The 15,486-nt window shown below is 66.0% G+C and carries 11 protein-coding genes; 7 read left to right on the forward strand and 4 right to left on the reverse strand.

Annotation, left to right across the window (positions count from 1 at the left end):
* Position 1 precedes the first annotated feature (1 nt).
* The 3 genes from WG921_RS02335 (at position 2) to WG921_RS02345 (ending at position 3,864) form a co-directional block, all read left to right on the forward strand.
* On the forward strand, positions 2-1,162 hold the full coding sequence (locus tag WG921_RS02335) for an ABC transporter substrate-binding protein (protein ID WP_340107588.1): 1,161 nt from the start codon (positions 2-4) through the stop codon (positions 1,160-1,162).
* 35 nt (positions 1,163-1,197) lie between these two features.
* Entirely contained in the window at positions 1,198-2,868 is a 1,671-nt protein-coding gene (locus WG921_RS02340; RefSeq protein ID WP_340107589.1) for an AMP-binding protein, read from the forward strand.
* A 264-nt stretch (positions 2,869-3,132) separates the two neighbouring features.
* Complete coding sequence (locus WG921_RS02345; RefSeq protein WP_340107590.1) at positions 3,133-3,864, forward strand: TetR/AcrR family transcriptional regulator; 732 nt, start codon at positions 3,133-3,135, stop codon at positions 3,862-3,864.
* A 136-nt stretch (positions 3,865-4,000) separates the two neighbouring features.
* Here the strand turns inward: WG921_RS02345 and WG921_RS02350 are convergent, their stop codons facing one another.
* Positions 4,001-5,044 carry a glycoside hydrolase family 88 protein gene (locus WG921_RS02350; protein WP_340107591.1) on the reverse strand — a complete coding sequence of 348 codons (1,044 nt, stop codon included), beginning with the start codon at positions 5,042-5,044 and terminating at the stop codon, positions 4,001-4,003.
* Positions 5,045-5,344: 300 nt separating this feature from the next.
* Between WG921_RS02350 and WG921_RS02355 the strand changes: the two genes are divergently transcribed.
* On the forward strand, positions 5,345-6,025 hold the full coding sequence (locus WG921_RS02355; protein WP_340107592.1) for a spermidine synthase: 681 nt from the start codon (positions 5,345-5,347) through the stop codon (positions 6,023-6,025).
* 58 nt (positions 6,026-6,083) lie between these two features.
* Here WG921_RS02355 and WG921_RS02360 read toward each other — a convergent pair whose 3' ends face one another.
* Genes WG921_RS02360 through WG921_RS02370 form a run of 3 tightly spaced genes read right to left on the reverse strand, consistent with a single transcriptional unit; the run spans position 6,084 to position 10,919 of the window.
* Complete coding sequence (locus WG921_RS02360; protein WP_340107593.1) at positions 6,084-7,211, reverse strand: ABC transporter permease; 1,128 nt, start codon at positions 7,209-7,211, stop codon at positions 6,084-6,086.
* Between the two features lies 1 nt (position 7,212).
* Entirely contained in the window at positions 7,213-9,939 is a 2,727-nt protein-coding gene (gene rbbA, locus WG921_RS02365; RefSeq protein ID WP_340107594.1) for a ribosome-associated ATPase/putative transporter RbbA, read from the reverse strand.
* Complete coding sequence (locus tag WG921_RS02370) at positions 9,936-10,919, reverse strand: HlyD family secretion protein (RefSeq protein WP_340107595.1); 984 nt, start codon at positions 10,917-10,919, stop codon at positions 9,936-9,938. The genes rbbA and WG921_RS02370 overlap by 4 nt, the downstream gene beginning before the upstream one ends.
* Positions 10,920-11,187: 268 nt before the next feature.
* Between WG921_RS02370 and WG921_RS02375 the strand changes: the two genes are divergently transcribed.
* The 3 genes from WG921_RS02375 to WG921_RS02385 all read left to right on the forward strand — a co-directional run bounded on the left by WG921_RS02375 (position 11,188) and on the right by WG921_RS02385 (position 15,424).
* Complete coding sequence (locus WG921_RS02375) at positions 11,188-13,020, forward strand: PHA/PHB synthase family protein (protein ID WP_340107596.1); 1,833 nt, start codon at positions 11,188-11,190, stop codon at positions 13,018-13,020.
* A gap of 35 nt (positions 13,021-13,055) precedes the next feature.
* Complete coding sequence (fabI, locus tag WG921_RS02380) at positions 13,056-13,814, forward strand: enoyl-ACP reductase FabI (protein WP_413788554.1); 759 nt, start codon at positions 13,056-13,058, stop codon at positions 13,812-13,814.
* A gap of 215 nt (positions 13,815-14,029) precedes the next feature.
* Positions 14,030-15,424, forward strand: coding sequence for a bifunctional enoyl-CoA hydratase/phosphate acetyltransferase (locus tag WG921_RS02385; protein WP_340107598.1), 1,395 nt, complete (start codon positions 14,030-14,032; stop codon positions 15,422-15,424).
* Positions 15,425-15,486: the final 62 nt, after the last annotated feature.

Raw genomic sequence — 15,486 nt, forward strand, 5'->3', positions numbered from 1 at the left:
GATGAGTCTCAATCGCCTCACCACATTCTTGGGCTCGGCGGCCATCGCCGCCGCGTCATTCGCGGCGGTCGCGCCCGCGCACGCGGAGGCCAAGGAGCCGTTGCGGATCGGGCTGCTGCTCAGCATGTCCGGGCCGGCCGCGCCATTCGGAATTCCCGAGCGCGACGTCATCGAGATCCTCGCCAAGAAGATGAACGACGAGGGCGGCGTCGACGGCCGCATGATCGAACTCTTCATGTATGACGACGCCACCAACCCGACCGAGGCGGCGCGCGGCGCCACCAAGCTGATTCAGAAGGACAATGTCGTGGCGATCGTCGGCTCGACCACCGGCAGCGGCACGCTGGCGGCGGGGCCGGTGATGATGCGGTACGAGGTGCCGATCGTCGCGCCGAACGCGACGCTGGCGGTGACGTCGCCGGAGAACAGCTTCTTCCCGTGGGTGTTTCGCTCACTGACCGGCGATCTGACCAATACGCGGGTGCTGCTGGAGCGGGCGATCGAAGACGGCGCCACGAAGGTCGGCCTCTTCTATCAGGAGGACGCCTACGGAAAGAACACCGCCGACTTCCTGCAGGAGCTGGCGAAGGAAAAGGGAGTGACCATCGTCGAAAGCGCGGCCGCGCCCCTGAAGTCGCTTGATCTGACCTCGCAGGCCTCAAAGATTCGCAACGCCGATCCCGAGGTCGTTCTGATTCAGGCTTCGGCGCCGGCGCTGGGGGCCGCGTTCGTCCGCGCCGCGCGGCAGGTCGGTCTCGATGCGCCGATGTGGGCGCCGCTCGGGCTCGGCCAGAAATCCTTTGTCGACAACAGCGGCGAGGCCGGCAACGGCATCCGTCTGACGCTCGTCGCGAACTGGGACGATCCGTCGCCGAAAATGCAGACCCTCGGCGACATTCTCACCGCCGCCGGCAAGCCCCCGCAGGGCTTTGGCGAGGTGATCGGCTCGAACGCGTTCCTGGCCATCGTCGAGGCGTCGAAGTCCATCAGCGGCGAGATCACCGGAAAGGCGATGCGGGACGCGCTGGAGAACCTCTGCGGCGTGGAAACCTACTCCGCGGGCACGCTTTGCTACAGCCCGGACGACCACGACGGCTGGAGCCATGATCTTGTGCAAACGGGGATCATTCAGGATGGAAAATTCGTCACGACCTCTCGATAATCGGCTGAATTGATCCTCAGCGACAGGGAAAGCCAGTGCAAATCGAGTTCGATTCTGACGTGAAGACGGTCGGCGAATGCCTGCGCCAACAGGCGCAGGCGACGCCGGAGCGCGTCGCGATAGACATGATCGGCGAAGCGAGCGAGACTTTCTCTGACTGTCACCAACGATCGCTCGCGTTCGCGCGGGCGTTCATCGCCGCCGGCCTCGCCATGGGCGAGACGGCGGTCGTCATGGCGCCCAATTGCCTGACCGCGATCCACGCCTGGCTCGGCGCCAACCTGGCCGGGGTGGTCGACGTCACCATCAACACCGCCTATCGCGGGCGGGTGCTGGAGCATGCGGTCAATACCGCGAATGCGAAGATCCTGATCGCGGAGGCGGGGTTCCTGCCGGTTCTGCGCGAGAGCGAGGCGAATCTTCCGGCGCTGGAGCGCATCGTCTGGTTCCGCGTCGGCTCCGATCCGGCGCCGGCGAGCGTCCCCGATTTCAAACGGATCGAGATCGTCGCGCTGGACGCGTTCCTCGCCGCCGGCGCGCAAGGCGATTTCGACTTGCCGACCGTTCGGATGAGCGACATCGCCTCGGTCATCTACACCTCCGGCACCACCGGCCCGGCCAAGGGCGTGATGATGCCGCATGCGCAGGTCTGCGCGCTGGCGCGGCAATCGGTCGAAGGGCTGCGTCTCGGGCCGGATGACGTGTTCTACTGCTTTCATCCGCTGTTCCATATGGCCGGACGGTTCATGGCCGTGTTCGCGACGATGATGGCGGGGGGCCGGGTCGTGATCGACACCACCTTCAAGGCCGCGCTCTGGGTCGACCGCGTGCGCGCCTGCGGCGCGACGGTCGGCCTCGCCCATGGCCCGATGATCGAGATGATCTTCGCGGAGCCGCCGCGCGCCGAAGACTCCGATCACGCCGTCACGAGATTGCTGGCGGCGCCGTTCCCCAAGGCGATCGCGGAGGCCTTCGAAGAGAGGTTCCATCTTCGAGGGATCGAGGTCTGGGGCATGACCGAAGTCAATATCGGCGCATGGCGGCCGATAGACGAGCCGTTGCGGCTCGGGTCATGCGGCCGGGTCAGCGACAAATGGGTGGAGTTGAAGATCGTCGATCCCGACACCGATATCGAATGCGAGGTGGGAACCCCCGGCGAGATCGTGGTGCGGCCGCGCCACCCCTTCGTCTTCATGAGCGGCTATCTCGGCATGCCGGAGAAGACCGTCGAGGCGTGGCGGAATCTCTGGTTCCATTCGGGCGACATCGGGTATCTCGACGCCGAGGGCTATTGCTATTTCGTCGACCGGCGCGGCGACCATATCAGGCGGCGCGCCGAGAATATCGCGAGCTACGACATCGAGAGCGCGGCGATGGCCCATCCGGCGGTCGCCGAATGCGCGGCGGTCGGCGTGCCGTCCGAATTCGCGGGCGATGACGATATCAAGCTCTGTCTGGTGCCGCGCCCCGGGCGAACGGCGGCGCCTGAAGCCGTCCTGACCCATCTGGCGGGATGTCTGCCGCACTACATGGTGCCGCGCTATATCGAGACGCTCGATCAGCTGCCGCGCACGCCGACCAACAAGATCAGGAAGGCGGAGCTGCGCGAGCGCGGGGTCTCGCCGCAGACCTGGGATCGCAAGGCCGCCGGGATCGTCCTGCGCGAGTTGATCGCCGCGACGCGCGCGGCGAAGGCGGACGCATGACGGCGGCGACCCGCCCGACCGCCGAGTCCGACCCGAGCGAAGCGCCGCGGGCTCCGCGCCTGCGGTCGTGAGGCGGGCCGATGACAGAGATGACGACGCCGCGCGACATGGCGCGTGAGGACAGAGACGCCATCACCCGCGCGGGAGGTCGTCTTCCGGGCGTCAAGGCGTCGCCGAGGGGGGCGCGCATGATGCGCCGCGGCGACGCCTTGGCGCGATGTCGGCGGCGCGCGAACCCCACCCGACAGCAACAATGGCCGCAGAGTGACCGATAAAGACCCCAAGAAACCCGGAGAGTTGTTTTCCTTCGTGTCCAAACGCGGGACGACAGACGATGACGCGCCCGATCCGGCGAAGACCGGCGCGAAAAGATCGCGGGGCGCGCGCGTATCGTGGACGCGCGACGACGCCCCGCCGCCGGTCGACCGTATTTGCGAGGCGGCTTTGGCGCTCTTCGTCGAGAAGGGGTATCGCTCGACGACGCTCGACGCGATCGCGCGGCGCGGCGGGCTGACCAAAGGCGCGATCTACTATTACTTCGACAGCAAGGTGGAGCTGCTCGCGGAGATACTCGACCGGGTCGAGGCGAGCTATCCGCGCGGCAAGCCCGATTCCGGGGATCCGTGCGAAAAACTGGTGAATTTCCTTCATACGCAGGCGAAATGGGCGATTCAGCGCCCGAATGACCTGTTCCTGCTGATGCTGCTGTCGATCGAGTTCAAGGACAACCGCAGCAGGATGGGCAGGAAGGTGCGCAAGATCTATGACGAGATGTCCGGCGCGATGTCGGAGATCCTGGCGGAAGGGCAGGCGAGCGGCGCCTTTCGCAGTTCATTGTCGCCTCGGCAGCTTGGCGCATTCTATGTCGCCGCCCATGACGGGCTGATGCTGGAATGGTATCGGGGCGGGCGCACCCTGAAAAAGGGCGAGGAGCTGGTGCAGGCCCTTCGGCATGTCATGTTGAGCACGCTCAAACCGGGCCGCCAGGCGGCGTAGCGCGGCGGCGGCCCGATAACGCGGGCGATCTGGGAGGCGGTGGATCGGGACCGGCGCTCTCGCCGCGGCGATCGAGCGGGGCGCGCCGGCCGGGCGAGGCGGGGCGTTCAATCCCCGCCTCGGGGCGCGCTGCGGCCTATGCGAGGCCGAGTTTGTCGCGAAGGGCGTGCGCCGCAAGCAGATAGAAGCCCTGGCCGAACAGGGTCGTTCCGAACGCGACGCCGGGGCCGCCGGGCGGCACCGCGACTTTCGGGACGGCGCCATCCGCGCCAATGGAGCCCTCCACCACACGATAAGCCTTTACGGCGCTGTCGAGGAAATCGGCGTCGACGACGTTCTGCCGAACGGCGGTGGCGGCGGCGTAGGCGTACATGAGCGTCGCGGACGCTTCGCATTTGGAATAGGGGTCGTCCAGGGTGTGATGGAAATACCCCGAACGATCCTGCAGGTTTCGCATCGCCGTCAGGGCGCGCGCGCAGGTGTCCCTCACAAGACTGGCGTGTTCGTGATCGGGCGCGTTGGCGAGCATGTCGACGCTGCACGCGATCAGCCAGCCGTTGCCGCGGGCCCACAAGGTCGATTGCGGGAAATGATTGGGCTTTTCGCACCATGCATGGCGCGGCAAATGCTCATGCGGGTCAACCAGCCGTTTGACATGGATCTCGAACTGCCGGAACGCCTCGTCGATATAACTCTGCTCGCCGGTGACGGCGCCGTAGCGCAGCAGGAACGGGCACATCATGTAGATGAAGTCGATCCAGAGCTCCGGCGTCTCCGTGCGGGACGAGATGCCGCCTTCGCGGGTGCGCGGCGCGCGCATCAGCGCGTCCATCTGCAGATGCGCCGCCTCCATGTAGCGCTCGTCTTTCGTGCGGTGATAAAACGCCAGCAGCGGGTACCCGAGACTGGACGACAGGCTCGCGGTGGGCGTGAAGCTCGACACGTGCCCGGCGGGAAGATCGAGGCGTTCGCTGTAATTGAGGCAGCCGTCGGAGTTTTGGGTCGCGACCGAACGGTCCATCCATTTGCGAATGGCGGCGATCGGCTCTTCCCGACCCCAGGTCAGCACGCCAGTCATTGCGGGAGCTTTTTCCCAATAGTCGCGTTCATAAGGGTTGGTGACGGTGTATTCCATCACCCGATCGAGGATCGCCTTCGAATCCAGAGAAGCGTCGAGCATAGTTTCTCCTGTTATTGCAACAATGGGCCAGATTGCGGAATTCGATCCATCATCGCGCCTCTAGAAACATTCCTACGGGTAGGTATGTATGTCAAGCCTGAACGGCCGGCGCCGTCCACCGCGCCCGGGCGGTCGAAACAGGCCGCCCGAGACGCCCGACCGGACGGGCGCGCTCCGCCCCTGTCGCGGACCGGACAGGCGCCGCGGCGCCCGCCGGACGCTCTAAATTCACGGCGATCCTTCACCTGCGGCCATGGATCGGATACGCGGGGGCTCCTCTTCCTCAAAGGGTTCTCCTGGATGCTGCCGTGGATACATCTGGCGACGGCGACTGCGCCCGGCGGCGCCTCGCTCCGGCTTCTGCGCCGGGGAGGGGAGTTTTCCATCCGCCTCCCCGATGGCAATGAGCTGATGAACAGCCGGCGCGCGGCTTCGGAAGAAGCGCTGGCCACGCTGGCTGTGGATCGGCTGGCCGGGCGGCGGGCGCCTCGCATTCTGATCGGCGGGCTCGGCATGGGATTCACCCTTCGCGCCGCGCAGGCCGCCGCCGGGCCCGACGCGCGCCTGATCGTGTCGGAGATCGTGCCCGAGTTGATCGCCTGGGCGGGCGGGCATATGGCGGACCTGTTCGGCGCCTGCCTCGCCGATCCAAGGGTCGAGGTGAGAGCCGGCGACGTCGGCGCGGTGATCCGCGGGGCGACGGCCGCGTTCGACGCGATTCTCCTCGATGTCGACAACGGCCCGGACGGCCTGACCTTCGCCGCCAACGACGCGCTCTATGGCGACGCCGGCCTGCAAGCGGCGCGGCGGGCGCTGACCCCCGGAGGCGTCCTCGCCGTCTGGTCCGCCGCGCCCGACTCCGGGTTTTCGCGGCGGCTGTCCCGTTGCGGGTTCGAAACCGGCGCGCCGAAGATCCGCGCCGCGCACGGGAAACGCGGCGCGCGCCACACGATCTGGCTCGCGGTCCCGATCGCGGGTTGATGCGCGCTGTTCTGGCTCGAAAGGCGGGCTGCCTGTCTCCCGGATCGCTCCGGCTGGTCTAGTGCGCCGTGGCCATGGTCGTCCTGAACCGTTTGAGCGCGACGAAGAAGAAGACGGCTCCGAGCAGGACCATGACGATCATGTCGGGCCAGACGATGTTCAGCCCGGCGCCGCGATAGAGGATCGCCTGCGAAAACGCGACGAAATGGGTCGAGGGCGCGAGCTGCATGACGTTCTGGAGCCAGACGGGCATGCTCTCCATCGGCGTCGTGCTGCCGGACAGGAGATTCATGATCACCAGCACCGGCAGCGCCAGCAGGCCGAACTGCGGCATCGACGTGGTGAAGGTCGCCAGGAGGATGCCAAGCCCCGTCACCGAGGCGAGATAGAGCACGGCGCCGAACACGAAAAGCGGGACCGACCCGGCGACCGGAACCGCAAGCACGGTCTCGACGACCAGCCAGAGCGACAGGACGGCGCCGACGACCGTCGCGAGGCCGTTGGCCCAGATCTTCGCGACCATGATCTCGGACGGGCTGACCGGCATCACCAGCAAATGCTCGATCGTGCCATGTTCGCGCTCCCGGATCAGCGCGGCGCCGGTCAGGAGCACAGACAGGATGGTGATGTTGTTGATGATCTGCATGACGGACGAAAACCAGACCGAATTGAGGTTCGGATTGAATTTCGACGTGACCACCAGGTCGATCGGCAGCTCCGCCGCCGCGTCCTCGCCGGAAATGAACTTGGCGATCTCGGCGCGGATGATCTGTTGGAGGAACACCGCGCCATTGCCCGCCTGCGCCATGGCGGTGGCGTCGACGTTCAGCTGAATCCTGGGCGCCCTCCCGGTCAGCACGTCGGCCTCGAACGAGGGCGGAAACGCGAGCACGAACACGAACTCGCCGCTGTCCATGACAGGCGCGATCTCATCCGCCTCTATCTCTTGCGGCGGATTGAATTCGGGCGGCAGGATCGCGCCCAGAATGCGCCCGGTGAGCGCCGAGCGGTCCTGATCGACATAGGCGACGGACGCGTCGACGACTTCGAGCTTGGCGCCGGTCGCCACGGAATAGACCGCGAAGCTGAACACATAGACGATGAGCAGGATCAGCACCGGATCGGCGCGCAGGCTGTTGAGCTCCTTGAGCCCGAGCCGGAAGACATTGGTCAGCCACCGCCTCATGTCATTTCTCCTGCTTGCTCAGGGCGGCGATCGACACCGCGATGAACAGGGCGGCGAAACCCGCGAGCGCGGCGTGGTTGTGCCAGAGCTGCTGGAACCCGAGGCTCTTGGTGAACGCGCCGACGCTGATCTGCTGATACCAGGCGGACGGGAAGGCGAGGCCGATCAGCCGTCCGCCGCCCGACAGCGACGAGACCGGAACCAGAAGTCCGGAGAAGTTGACGGCGGGGATGATCGATATGACGGCCGCGGCGAAGGTCGCGGCGACCTGCGTTCGGGTGAAGGTCGAGACCAGAACGCCAAAGCCCGTGGTGGCCAGAACGTAAAGCAGCGTGCCGACGCAAAGCGCCGCGACCGAGCCTTTGATCGGCACGCCGAAAACGCCGTAGGAGACGATGACCAACGTGACGAAGCTCAGCATGGCGATGACGACATAGGGCAGCTGCTTGCCCAGAATGAACTCGGTTCGCGTCACCGGCGTCGAGCGAAAATTGGCGATCGACCCGGTTTCCTTTTCCCGCACCACCCCCATCGCCGCCATCATCGCGGGAATCAGGACCAGCATCAGCATGACGACCGAAGGGATCATCGCGAAGACGCTTTTGAACGATTGGTTATAGCGGAAGCGGGTTTCGACCGATGCGGCGGACAGGTCGATGACGCGGCCGTAGATGCGCTCGACCTGGTCGGACATGTAGGACGCCGCCAGACCTTGCAGATAGCCGCGGGTCGTCTCGGCCCGGAACGGCATCGCGCCGTCGACGGCGACCCTGACTTCGGGCCGGTCTCCGCTCAGCAGAGATTTTCCGAATCCGGGCGGCACCTCGATGGCGACGACAAGCTCAGCGCTTTTCATGCGGGCGTCCAGCTCGGCCACGCTCTGCGCCGGCGGCCTTTCGGCGAAGTAGCGCGAGCCGGCGAAGCTTTCGAGCAACTCGCGGCTTTCGGCGCTCTGGTCGCGGTCGAAAACCGCGTAGGGCAGGTTCTGCACGTCGAAGGAGATGCCGTAGCCGAAGGTCAGCATCAGGATGATCGGGCCCAGAAACGCGAAGGCCAGCCGCATCGGATCGCGCAGAATCTCGATCGACTCGCGGCGTGTGAAGGCCCAGAGCCGGGCGATGTCGAACGGGCGATGCGGCTCCCGCCGCCGCTCCTGCGGGGCGGTCGCGGGGGGGCTCTCCGGGGCGTCGCCCGCGCCGCCCGCCGCTTCGCGCAGATAGGCGACAAACGCCTCTTCGAGGTTGTCGGCGCCCTTGCTTCGGGCCAGTTCGGCGGGCGTTCCGATCGCCAGAACCTTTCCCGCATGCATCAGCGAGATCCGATCGCAGCGTTCCGCCTCGTTCATGAAATGGGTCGAGACGAAAATGGTCACGCCGTCATCGCGTGAGAGATTGATCAGCCGCCGCCAGAACCCGTCCCGCGCGACCGGGTCGACGCCCGAGGTCGGCTCGTCCAGAATGAGAACCTCGGGCCGGTGCAGCACCGCGACGGCGAGCTGAAGCCGCTGGCGGATGCCGAGCGGCAGGCCATCCGGCCGCTTGTCGGCGTCCGCGACCAGATCGAAGGTGGTCAGCATCTCCGCGACCCGGTCGGCGCGCGTCTCGACCGGCAACTGATAGAGCTGGGCGTGCAGCTCAAGGTTCTGGCGAACCGTCAGCTCCCCATAGAGCGAAAAGGCCTGCGACATGTAGCCGACCCGCCGCCTTGTGCCCATGTCATCCGGGTCCAGCGGCTCTCCGAACAGCAACGCCTCGCCTTCCGTGGCCTTCTGCAAGCCGGTCAGCATCTTCATCGTCGTGGTTTTTCCGCAGCCGTTGGAGCCGAGAAATCCGAAGATCTCGCCGGGTTCGATCTGAAACTCGACCCGATCGACGGCGGTGAAATCGCCGAACCGGCAAGTGAGCCCCTGCGCCTCGATGGCGGGCGGACCGCTCGCCGGCTGGCGCGGCGGCACAACGACGGCGCGGTGCCCCCGCCGGTCCTCCTCCGGCAGCATCGCGATGAAAGCGCTCTCCAGCGTCGGCTGGCCGGCGGCGGCCCGTATCTCGGCCGGCGACCCGGTGGAGATGATCTTCCCCGCGTTCATGGCGGCGAGCCAGTCGAACCGCTCCGCCTCCTCCATGTAAGCGGTGGCGACGATCACGCTCATCGTCGGCCGCGCCGCGCGGATATGGTCGATCAGATCCCAGAACTGCCGGCGCGACAGCGGATCGACGCCGGTCGTCGGCTCGTCGAGGATCACCAGATCGGGATCGTGGATCAGAGCCGAGCAGAGCGAGAGCTTCTGCTTCATCCCGCCCGACAACTTCCCCGCCGGCCGGTCCGGGAACGGATCGAGCCCGGTGGCCTTCAGCAGGTCGTCGATGCGGGCGCGGCGCTCGGCCTCCGACTGACCGAACAACCGGCCGAAGAAGTCGAGATTCTCCGCGACCGAAAGCGTTGGATAGAGGTTCCGGCCGAGGCCCTGCGGCATGTAGGCGATGCGATGATTGCACGCCTTGAGATGCGCGCGGTCGGTGATGTCGCCGTCCAGCACGGTCAGGCCGCCGCTCTGCAGTTTTCGCACGCCCGAGATCAACGCCAGCAGCGTGGATTTTCCAACGCCGTCAGGGCCGATCAGCCCCGCCATGCAGCCCGCCGGGATATCCAGCGTCACGTCGGACAGGGCGCATGCGGCGCCATATCTGTGCGTGATCGACGACAGGCGGGCGACCGGAGCGGAGGTCATTTCGGCAGCTTCACCGAAAGCGTGTCGGGCCAGGGAACGGCGCTGTCCGTGCGCACATAGCCCATCCCGGCGACGCCCGCCTTGGCCTGTTCCTGATATTCTTTCAGCAACGCCTCGGGGATGGTCAGCTTGACCCGGAACATCAGCCGATCGCGCTCGTCGGCGGTCTCGACGGATTTCGGCGTGAACTGGGCCGTGCTCGAGACGAAGGTGACGGTCGCGGGGATGACGTATTCCGGGATCGGATCAAGGACGATGCGCGCCTCCGACCCGATGGCGAGCAATCCCGCATCATGCGCAGGCAGGAAGATCGTCATGTAGATGTCGGTCAGGTCGGTCAGCGTCACGACCTTGCCGCCGGCCCCCACGACCTCCCCGGCCTTCGCGAGGATGTATTGGACGCGGCCCGCGCGCGGCGCCACGAGATCGGCGTCGGCGCGGACGCTCTGGATCCGCTCGACCGTCGCCTGGGCCGCGGCGATCGTCGCCTTCGCCAGATCGACGCCCGCCCTGGCCGCCGCCACGCCGGCCTCGGCCGTCGTCAGAACGGTCTTCGCGTGATCGACCTGCTCCTGCGCCACATGCCCCTTGGCGGCGAGTTGTTTGGCGCGGGCGAATTCTGAAATGGCGAACTCCAGTTCGGAGCCGCGCTGGTTCAGCAGCGCCTCGGCCTGAATCTTCTGCTGCTCGGCCTGCGCGACGGCGGCCTCGGCCTGACGCAACTCGGCGTCGATCTCGGCCGTGTCCAGCCGCGCGACGAGATCGCCCGCCTCGACCCACTGGCCTTCGGAAACGCGCACCTCGGCGATGCGCCCCGGCAGCTTGGCCGCGACATCGATGCGCTCCGCCTCGATCCGTCCGTTTGAGCCGACGACGCCTGGAGGGAGGTCTGCGGATTGGCTGCTCAACCAGATCGCGTAGGCGGCGCCCGATAGCGCGATGAGGGCGACGGCGATTGCGCCATAACGCTTCCATTGCATTGGCTTTCTCCAGATCCCAAGGCGAGCGGATACAAATCGGGTTCACGATCCTAGCATTGTTGCAGTGCAGCGTAAAGACGTGTTGCAGTGCAACATGGGCATAACCGATATGTCAAATTGTCGGATGCGGCGATTGGCTCCCGCGCCTAGCTTTTCTCAACGCCGAAATGTTTACGCAGGGGTTCGCCCGGGTGGCTTGATCAAGGCTCGCTGAGTCCTGGGCGGGCGCCGGTAAACAGGCGCAAACCAGCCGGAAGGAGTCCGAGCGATGGGCCACGCGATGCCGAAACCCGCCAATACGCCCGACGACCTCAACGATGGGGCCGGCCCGGACGGAAACGCTCCGCTCTCGCCGCCTTCGCCAAAACAGGCGGCGGTGGGGAGACTGGGGCCGGATACCGATGTGTCGGAGTTTTTCGATCGCGCGCTGAAATCCAGAATGGCCAGAGTCACCATGGGCCTTTCTCCAGCAGCGCTCGCAGGGGCCTATCTGGACTGGCTGGCCCATCTGGCGACCTCTCCGGGCAAGCAGATCAAGCTCTCGGAAAAGGCGTTTCAGAAGTGGCTGCGGCTTGCGCACCACACCGCGACCTGCGCCGCCGCCGGCGCCGAAGTCGCCCCATGTATCGAGCCATTGCCCCAGGACCGCCGATTTCGCGGCGAAGCCTGGCGGAAATGGCCCTACAGCCTCTTCTACCAGTCCTTCCTTCTCAACCAGCAATGGTGGTGCGACGCGACCACCGGCGTGCGCGGCGTCACCAAACAGCATGAGAACGTCATGGAGTTCGCCGCGCGGCAGATCCTCGACATGGTCTCGCCGTCCAACTTCCTCGCGACCAATCCCGAGCTGCAGGCCAAGACCCGCGATGAGGGCGGCCAGAACCTCGTTCGCGGCTTCAGGATGTGGCTGGACGATCTGCGGCGCTGGCAAGGCGGCGAGCCCCCCGCCGGGGTGGAGGCGTTCCGCCCCGGAGACGCGGTCGCCGCGACCCCGGGCAAGGTGGTCTTCCGCAACCACCTGATCGAGCTCATTCAATACGCGCCGACCACCGAAAAGGTGCGCCCCGAGCCGATCCTGATCGCGCCTGCGTGGATCATGAAATACTACATCCTCGACCTCTCGCCGGAAAACTCGATGGTGAAGTTCCTGGTCGATCAGGGATACACCGTCTTCATGATCTCCTGGCGCAATCCGGATGCTGAGGACCGCGACCTCGGGATGGAAGATTACCGCAAGATGGGCGTCATGGATGCGATCGGCGCGGTCCAGAGCATTGCGCCGGATCAGAAGATTCACGGCGTCGGTTACTGTCTTGGCGGCACGCTGCTTTCAATTGCGGCGGCGACCATCGGCCGCGACGGCGGCGATCCGTTCGCGTCGCTCAGCTACTTCGCCTCGCAGATCGATTTCACCGAGCCGGGCGAATTGCAGCTTTTCATCAACGAGAGCCAGCTCGCGTTCCTCGAAGACATGATGTGGGACCAGGGATATCTGGACACGACCCAGATGTCCGGCGCCTTTCAGATGATCAGATCCGCCGATCTCATCTGGTCGCGGATCCTTCACAGCTACCTGATGGGCGACGAGCCGGCGATGTTCGACCTTCTGGCCTGGAACGCCGACGGCACGCGGATGCCCTTCCGGATGCATTCGGAATACCTCCGGTCGCTCTATCTGAACAACGACCTGACCGAAGGGCGCTTCATCGCCGGAGGGCGTCCGATCTCGGTGACCGACATCCGGGCTCCGGTGTTTTCCGTGGGCACCGTCAAGGACCACGTGGCGCCCTGGCGATCGGTCTACAAGATGCATCTCTATCTCGACACCGAACTGACATTCGTCTTGACCAGCGGCGGGCACAACGCCGGCATCGTGTCCGAACCGGGCCACAAGCGCCGCAGCTATCAGATCGCCACGGCGAGGCATGACGACCGCTATATCGATCCCGAAACCTGGGCGGCGCAAACGCCGAAGAAAGAGGGCTCGTGGTGGCTCGAATGGGTCTCGTGGCTTGGCGAGAGGTCCGGCGAGCCGGTCGCTCCCCCCGCCATGGGGCCTGCTCTGGCCGACGCGCCGGGAACATATGTCTTTCAGAAATAGGCGCGCCGAGCGCAACGAGGAGCTGACACATGAGTTTGCTTGAAGGAAAGCGCGGTCTCGTCGTCGGGATCGCCAATGAGCACTCCATCGCCGCCGGCTGCGCGCGGGCGTTCGCGCGCGAAGGCGCGGAGCTTGCGGTCACATATCTCAACGACAAGGCGAAACCGTATGTCGAGCCGGTCGCCGCGGGCCTGAACGCGGCTCTGTTCATGCCGCTGGACGTCACCTCCGACACGCAGATGGACGCCGTGTTCGAGGCGATCGCCGCCAAATGGGGGCGACTCGACTTTTTGCTCCACGCGGTCGCGTATTGCCCGAAGGAGGACCTGCAGGGCGGCGTCGTCGAATGCTCGCGCGAGGGGTTCGGCGTGGCGATGGACATCTCCGTTCATTCCTTCATCGGTCTGGCGCGCAGGGCGCGGCCGCTGATGAAGGATGGCGGATGCCTGCTGACGGTCAGCTATTACGGCGCCGAAAAGGTCGTCGATCATTACAACGTGATGGGGCCGGTGAAAGCCGCCCTGGAATCGACCGTCAGATACATGGCGGCCGAACTGGGGCCGGAGGGGATTCGGGTCAACGCCATGTCGCCGGGCCCGCTGATGACGCGCGCCGCCTCGGGCATCGCGCATTTCGACGCGCTGATCGACGAAGCGCGCGCGCGCGCGCCGCAACACCGGCTGGTGACGATCGAGGATGTCGGCAACATGGCCGCAGGACTGGCGAGCGATTCCGCGCGCAACGTGACCGGCAACATCTCCTATGTCGACGCCGGCTACCACGTCATGGCCTGAACGTGGGGGGCGAAGCGCGCCCGGGAATACGCTAGACTGGACGCCCGGCGCCCATCCCCGGGGCGACGTCGACCCGAAGATCGATGACAAGCCGCCCGCCCACGCCGGCGGCGATCTTCCCGGGGCATGGCCGAAGAGACAGAGACCGACGACGCAAAAAGCCCGGCATGAGTTTGAAAGGGCGCGCTTCTCGACCCGACGAAAAGGACAGCCCAATGCAATATATTGAAAACAAGACCTTTGACGAAATCGAAATTGGCGACAGCGCCGAGCTGACCCGCACTTTGAAGGCCGACGATATCGAGCTGTTCGCAGTGATGTCGGGCGACGTGAACCCCGCCCATGTGGATGAGGAATACGCGCGCTCCGACATGTTTCACCAGGTTATCGCGCATGGCATGTGGGGCGGGGCGCTGATCTCGGCGGTTCTGGGCACCGAACTGCCCGGACCGGGCACCATCTACCTCAACCAGAACCTCAGCTTTCGCAGACCGGTCGGCCTGGGCGACACCGTGACGATCCACGTCACCGTCGCGTCGAAGGACGCCAAGACCCATCGCCTGATCCTCGACTGTCTGTGCGTCAATCAGGATGGCGAGACGGTCATCAAGGGCCAGGCCGAGGTCATCGCGCCGACCGAGAAGGTCCGCCGCCCGCGCGTCGCCCTTCCCGAGGTGCATCTTCACGAACATGGCGCGCGTTACCGCGACCTGATCGCCGCGACGCATGCGCTCGATCCGGTGCGCACCGCCGTCGTCCACCCTTGCGACGATCTCTCATTGACGGGCGCGCTCGAAGCCGCGTCCCAGGGCCTGATCGTTCCGATCCTCGTCGGCCCGCGCGCGAAGATCGAAGCGACTGCGCGCGATGCGGGGCGCAGCCTCGACGGCGTCGAGATCGTGGACGCGCCCCACAGCCACGCGGCGGCCGCACGCGCCGTCGAGCTTGTCCGAAGCGGCGAAGCCGAGTGCCTGATGAAGGGGAAACTTCATACCGACGAGCTGATGGAGCGGGTCGTCGATCGCGAGACGGGCCTGCGCACCGAGCGCCGGATGAGCCATGTCTTCGCGCTCGACGTGCCGCATTACCCCAAACCGCTTTTCATCACCGACGCCGCGATCAACATCTTCCCCGACCTCGACACCAAGCGCGACATTATCCAGAACGCGATCGAGCTTGCGATGGCGCTCGGGATCGAACGGCCCAAGGTGGCGATCCTGTCGGCGGTGGAGACGGTCTACCCGAAGATCCCCTCGACCATCGACGCCGCCGCGCTCTGCAAGATGTGGGATCGCGGCCAGATCGTCGGCGGCGCGCTGGACGGCCCGCTGGCGTTCGACAACGCCGTGTCGAAATCGGCGGCGGAGGCCAAGGGCATCGTGTCGGAAGTGGCGGGCGACGCCGATATCCTGGTCGTGCCTGATCTGGAGGCGGGCAACATGGTCGCCAAGCAATTGATCTATCTGGCGGGCGCCGAGTCGGCGGGGATCGTCCTTGGCGCGCGCGTTCCGATCGTGCTGACCAGCCGGGCCGATGGCGTGATGTCGCGGCTGGCCTCGGCGGCGATGGCCCAGCTTTTCATCCACCACGTCCGGGCCGTCGCGCCGTAGGCCGCTCCCGGCTCGGCGGCGGATCGTTCTCCGCCGCCGCCTGGGCGCGCCCGGAGGGCCGG

Source organism: Paludibacillus litoralis, assembly GCF_037646705.1.
Classification (GTDB): domain Bacteria; phylum Pseudomonadota; class Alphaproteobacteria; order Rhodobacterales; family Rhodobacteraceae; genus Pikeienuella; species Pikeienuella litoralis.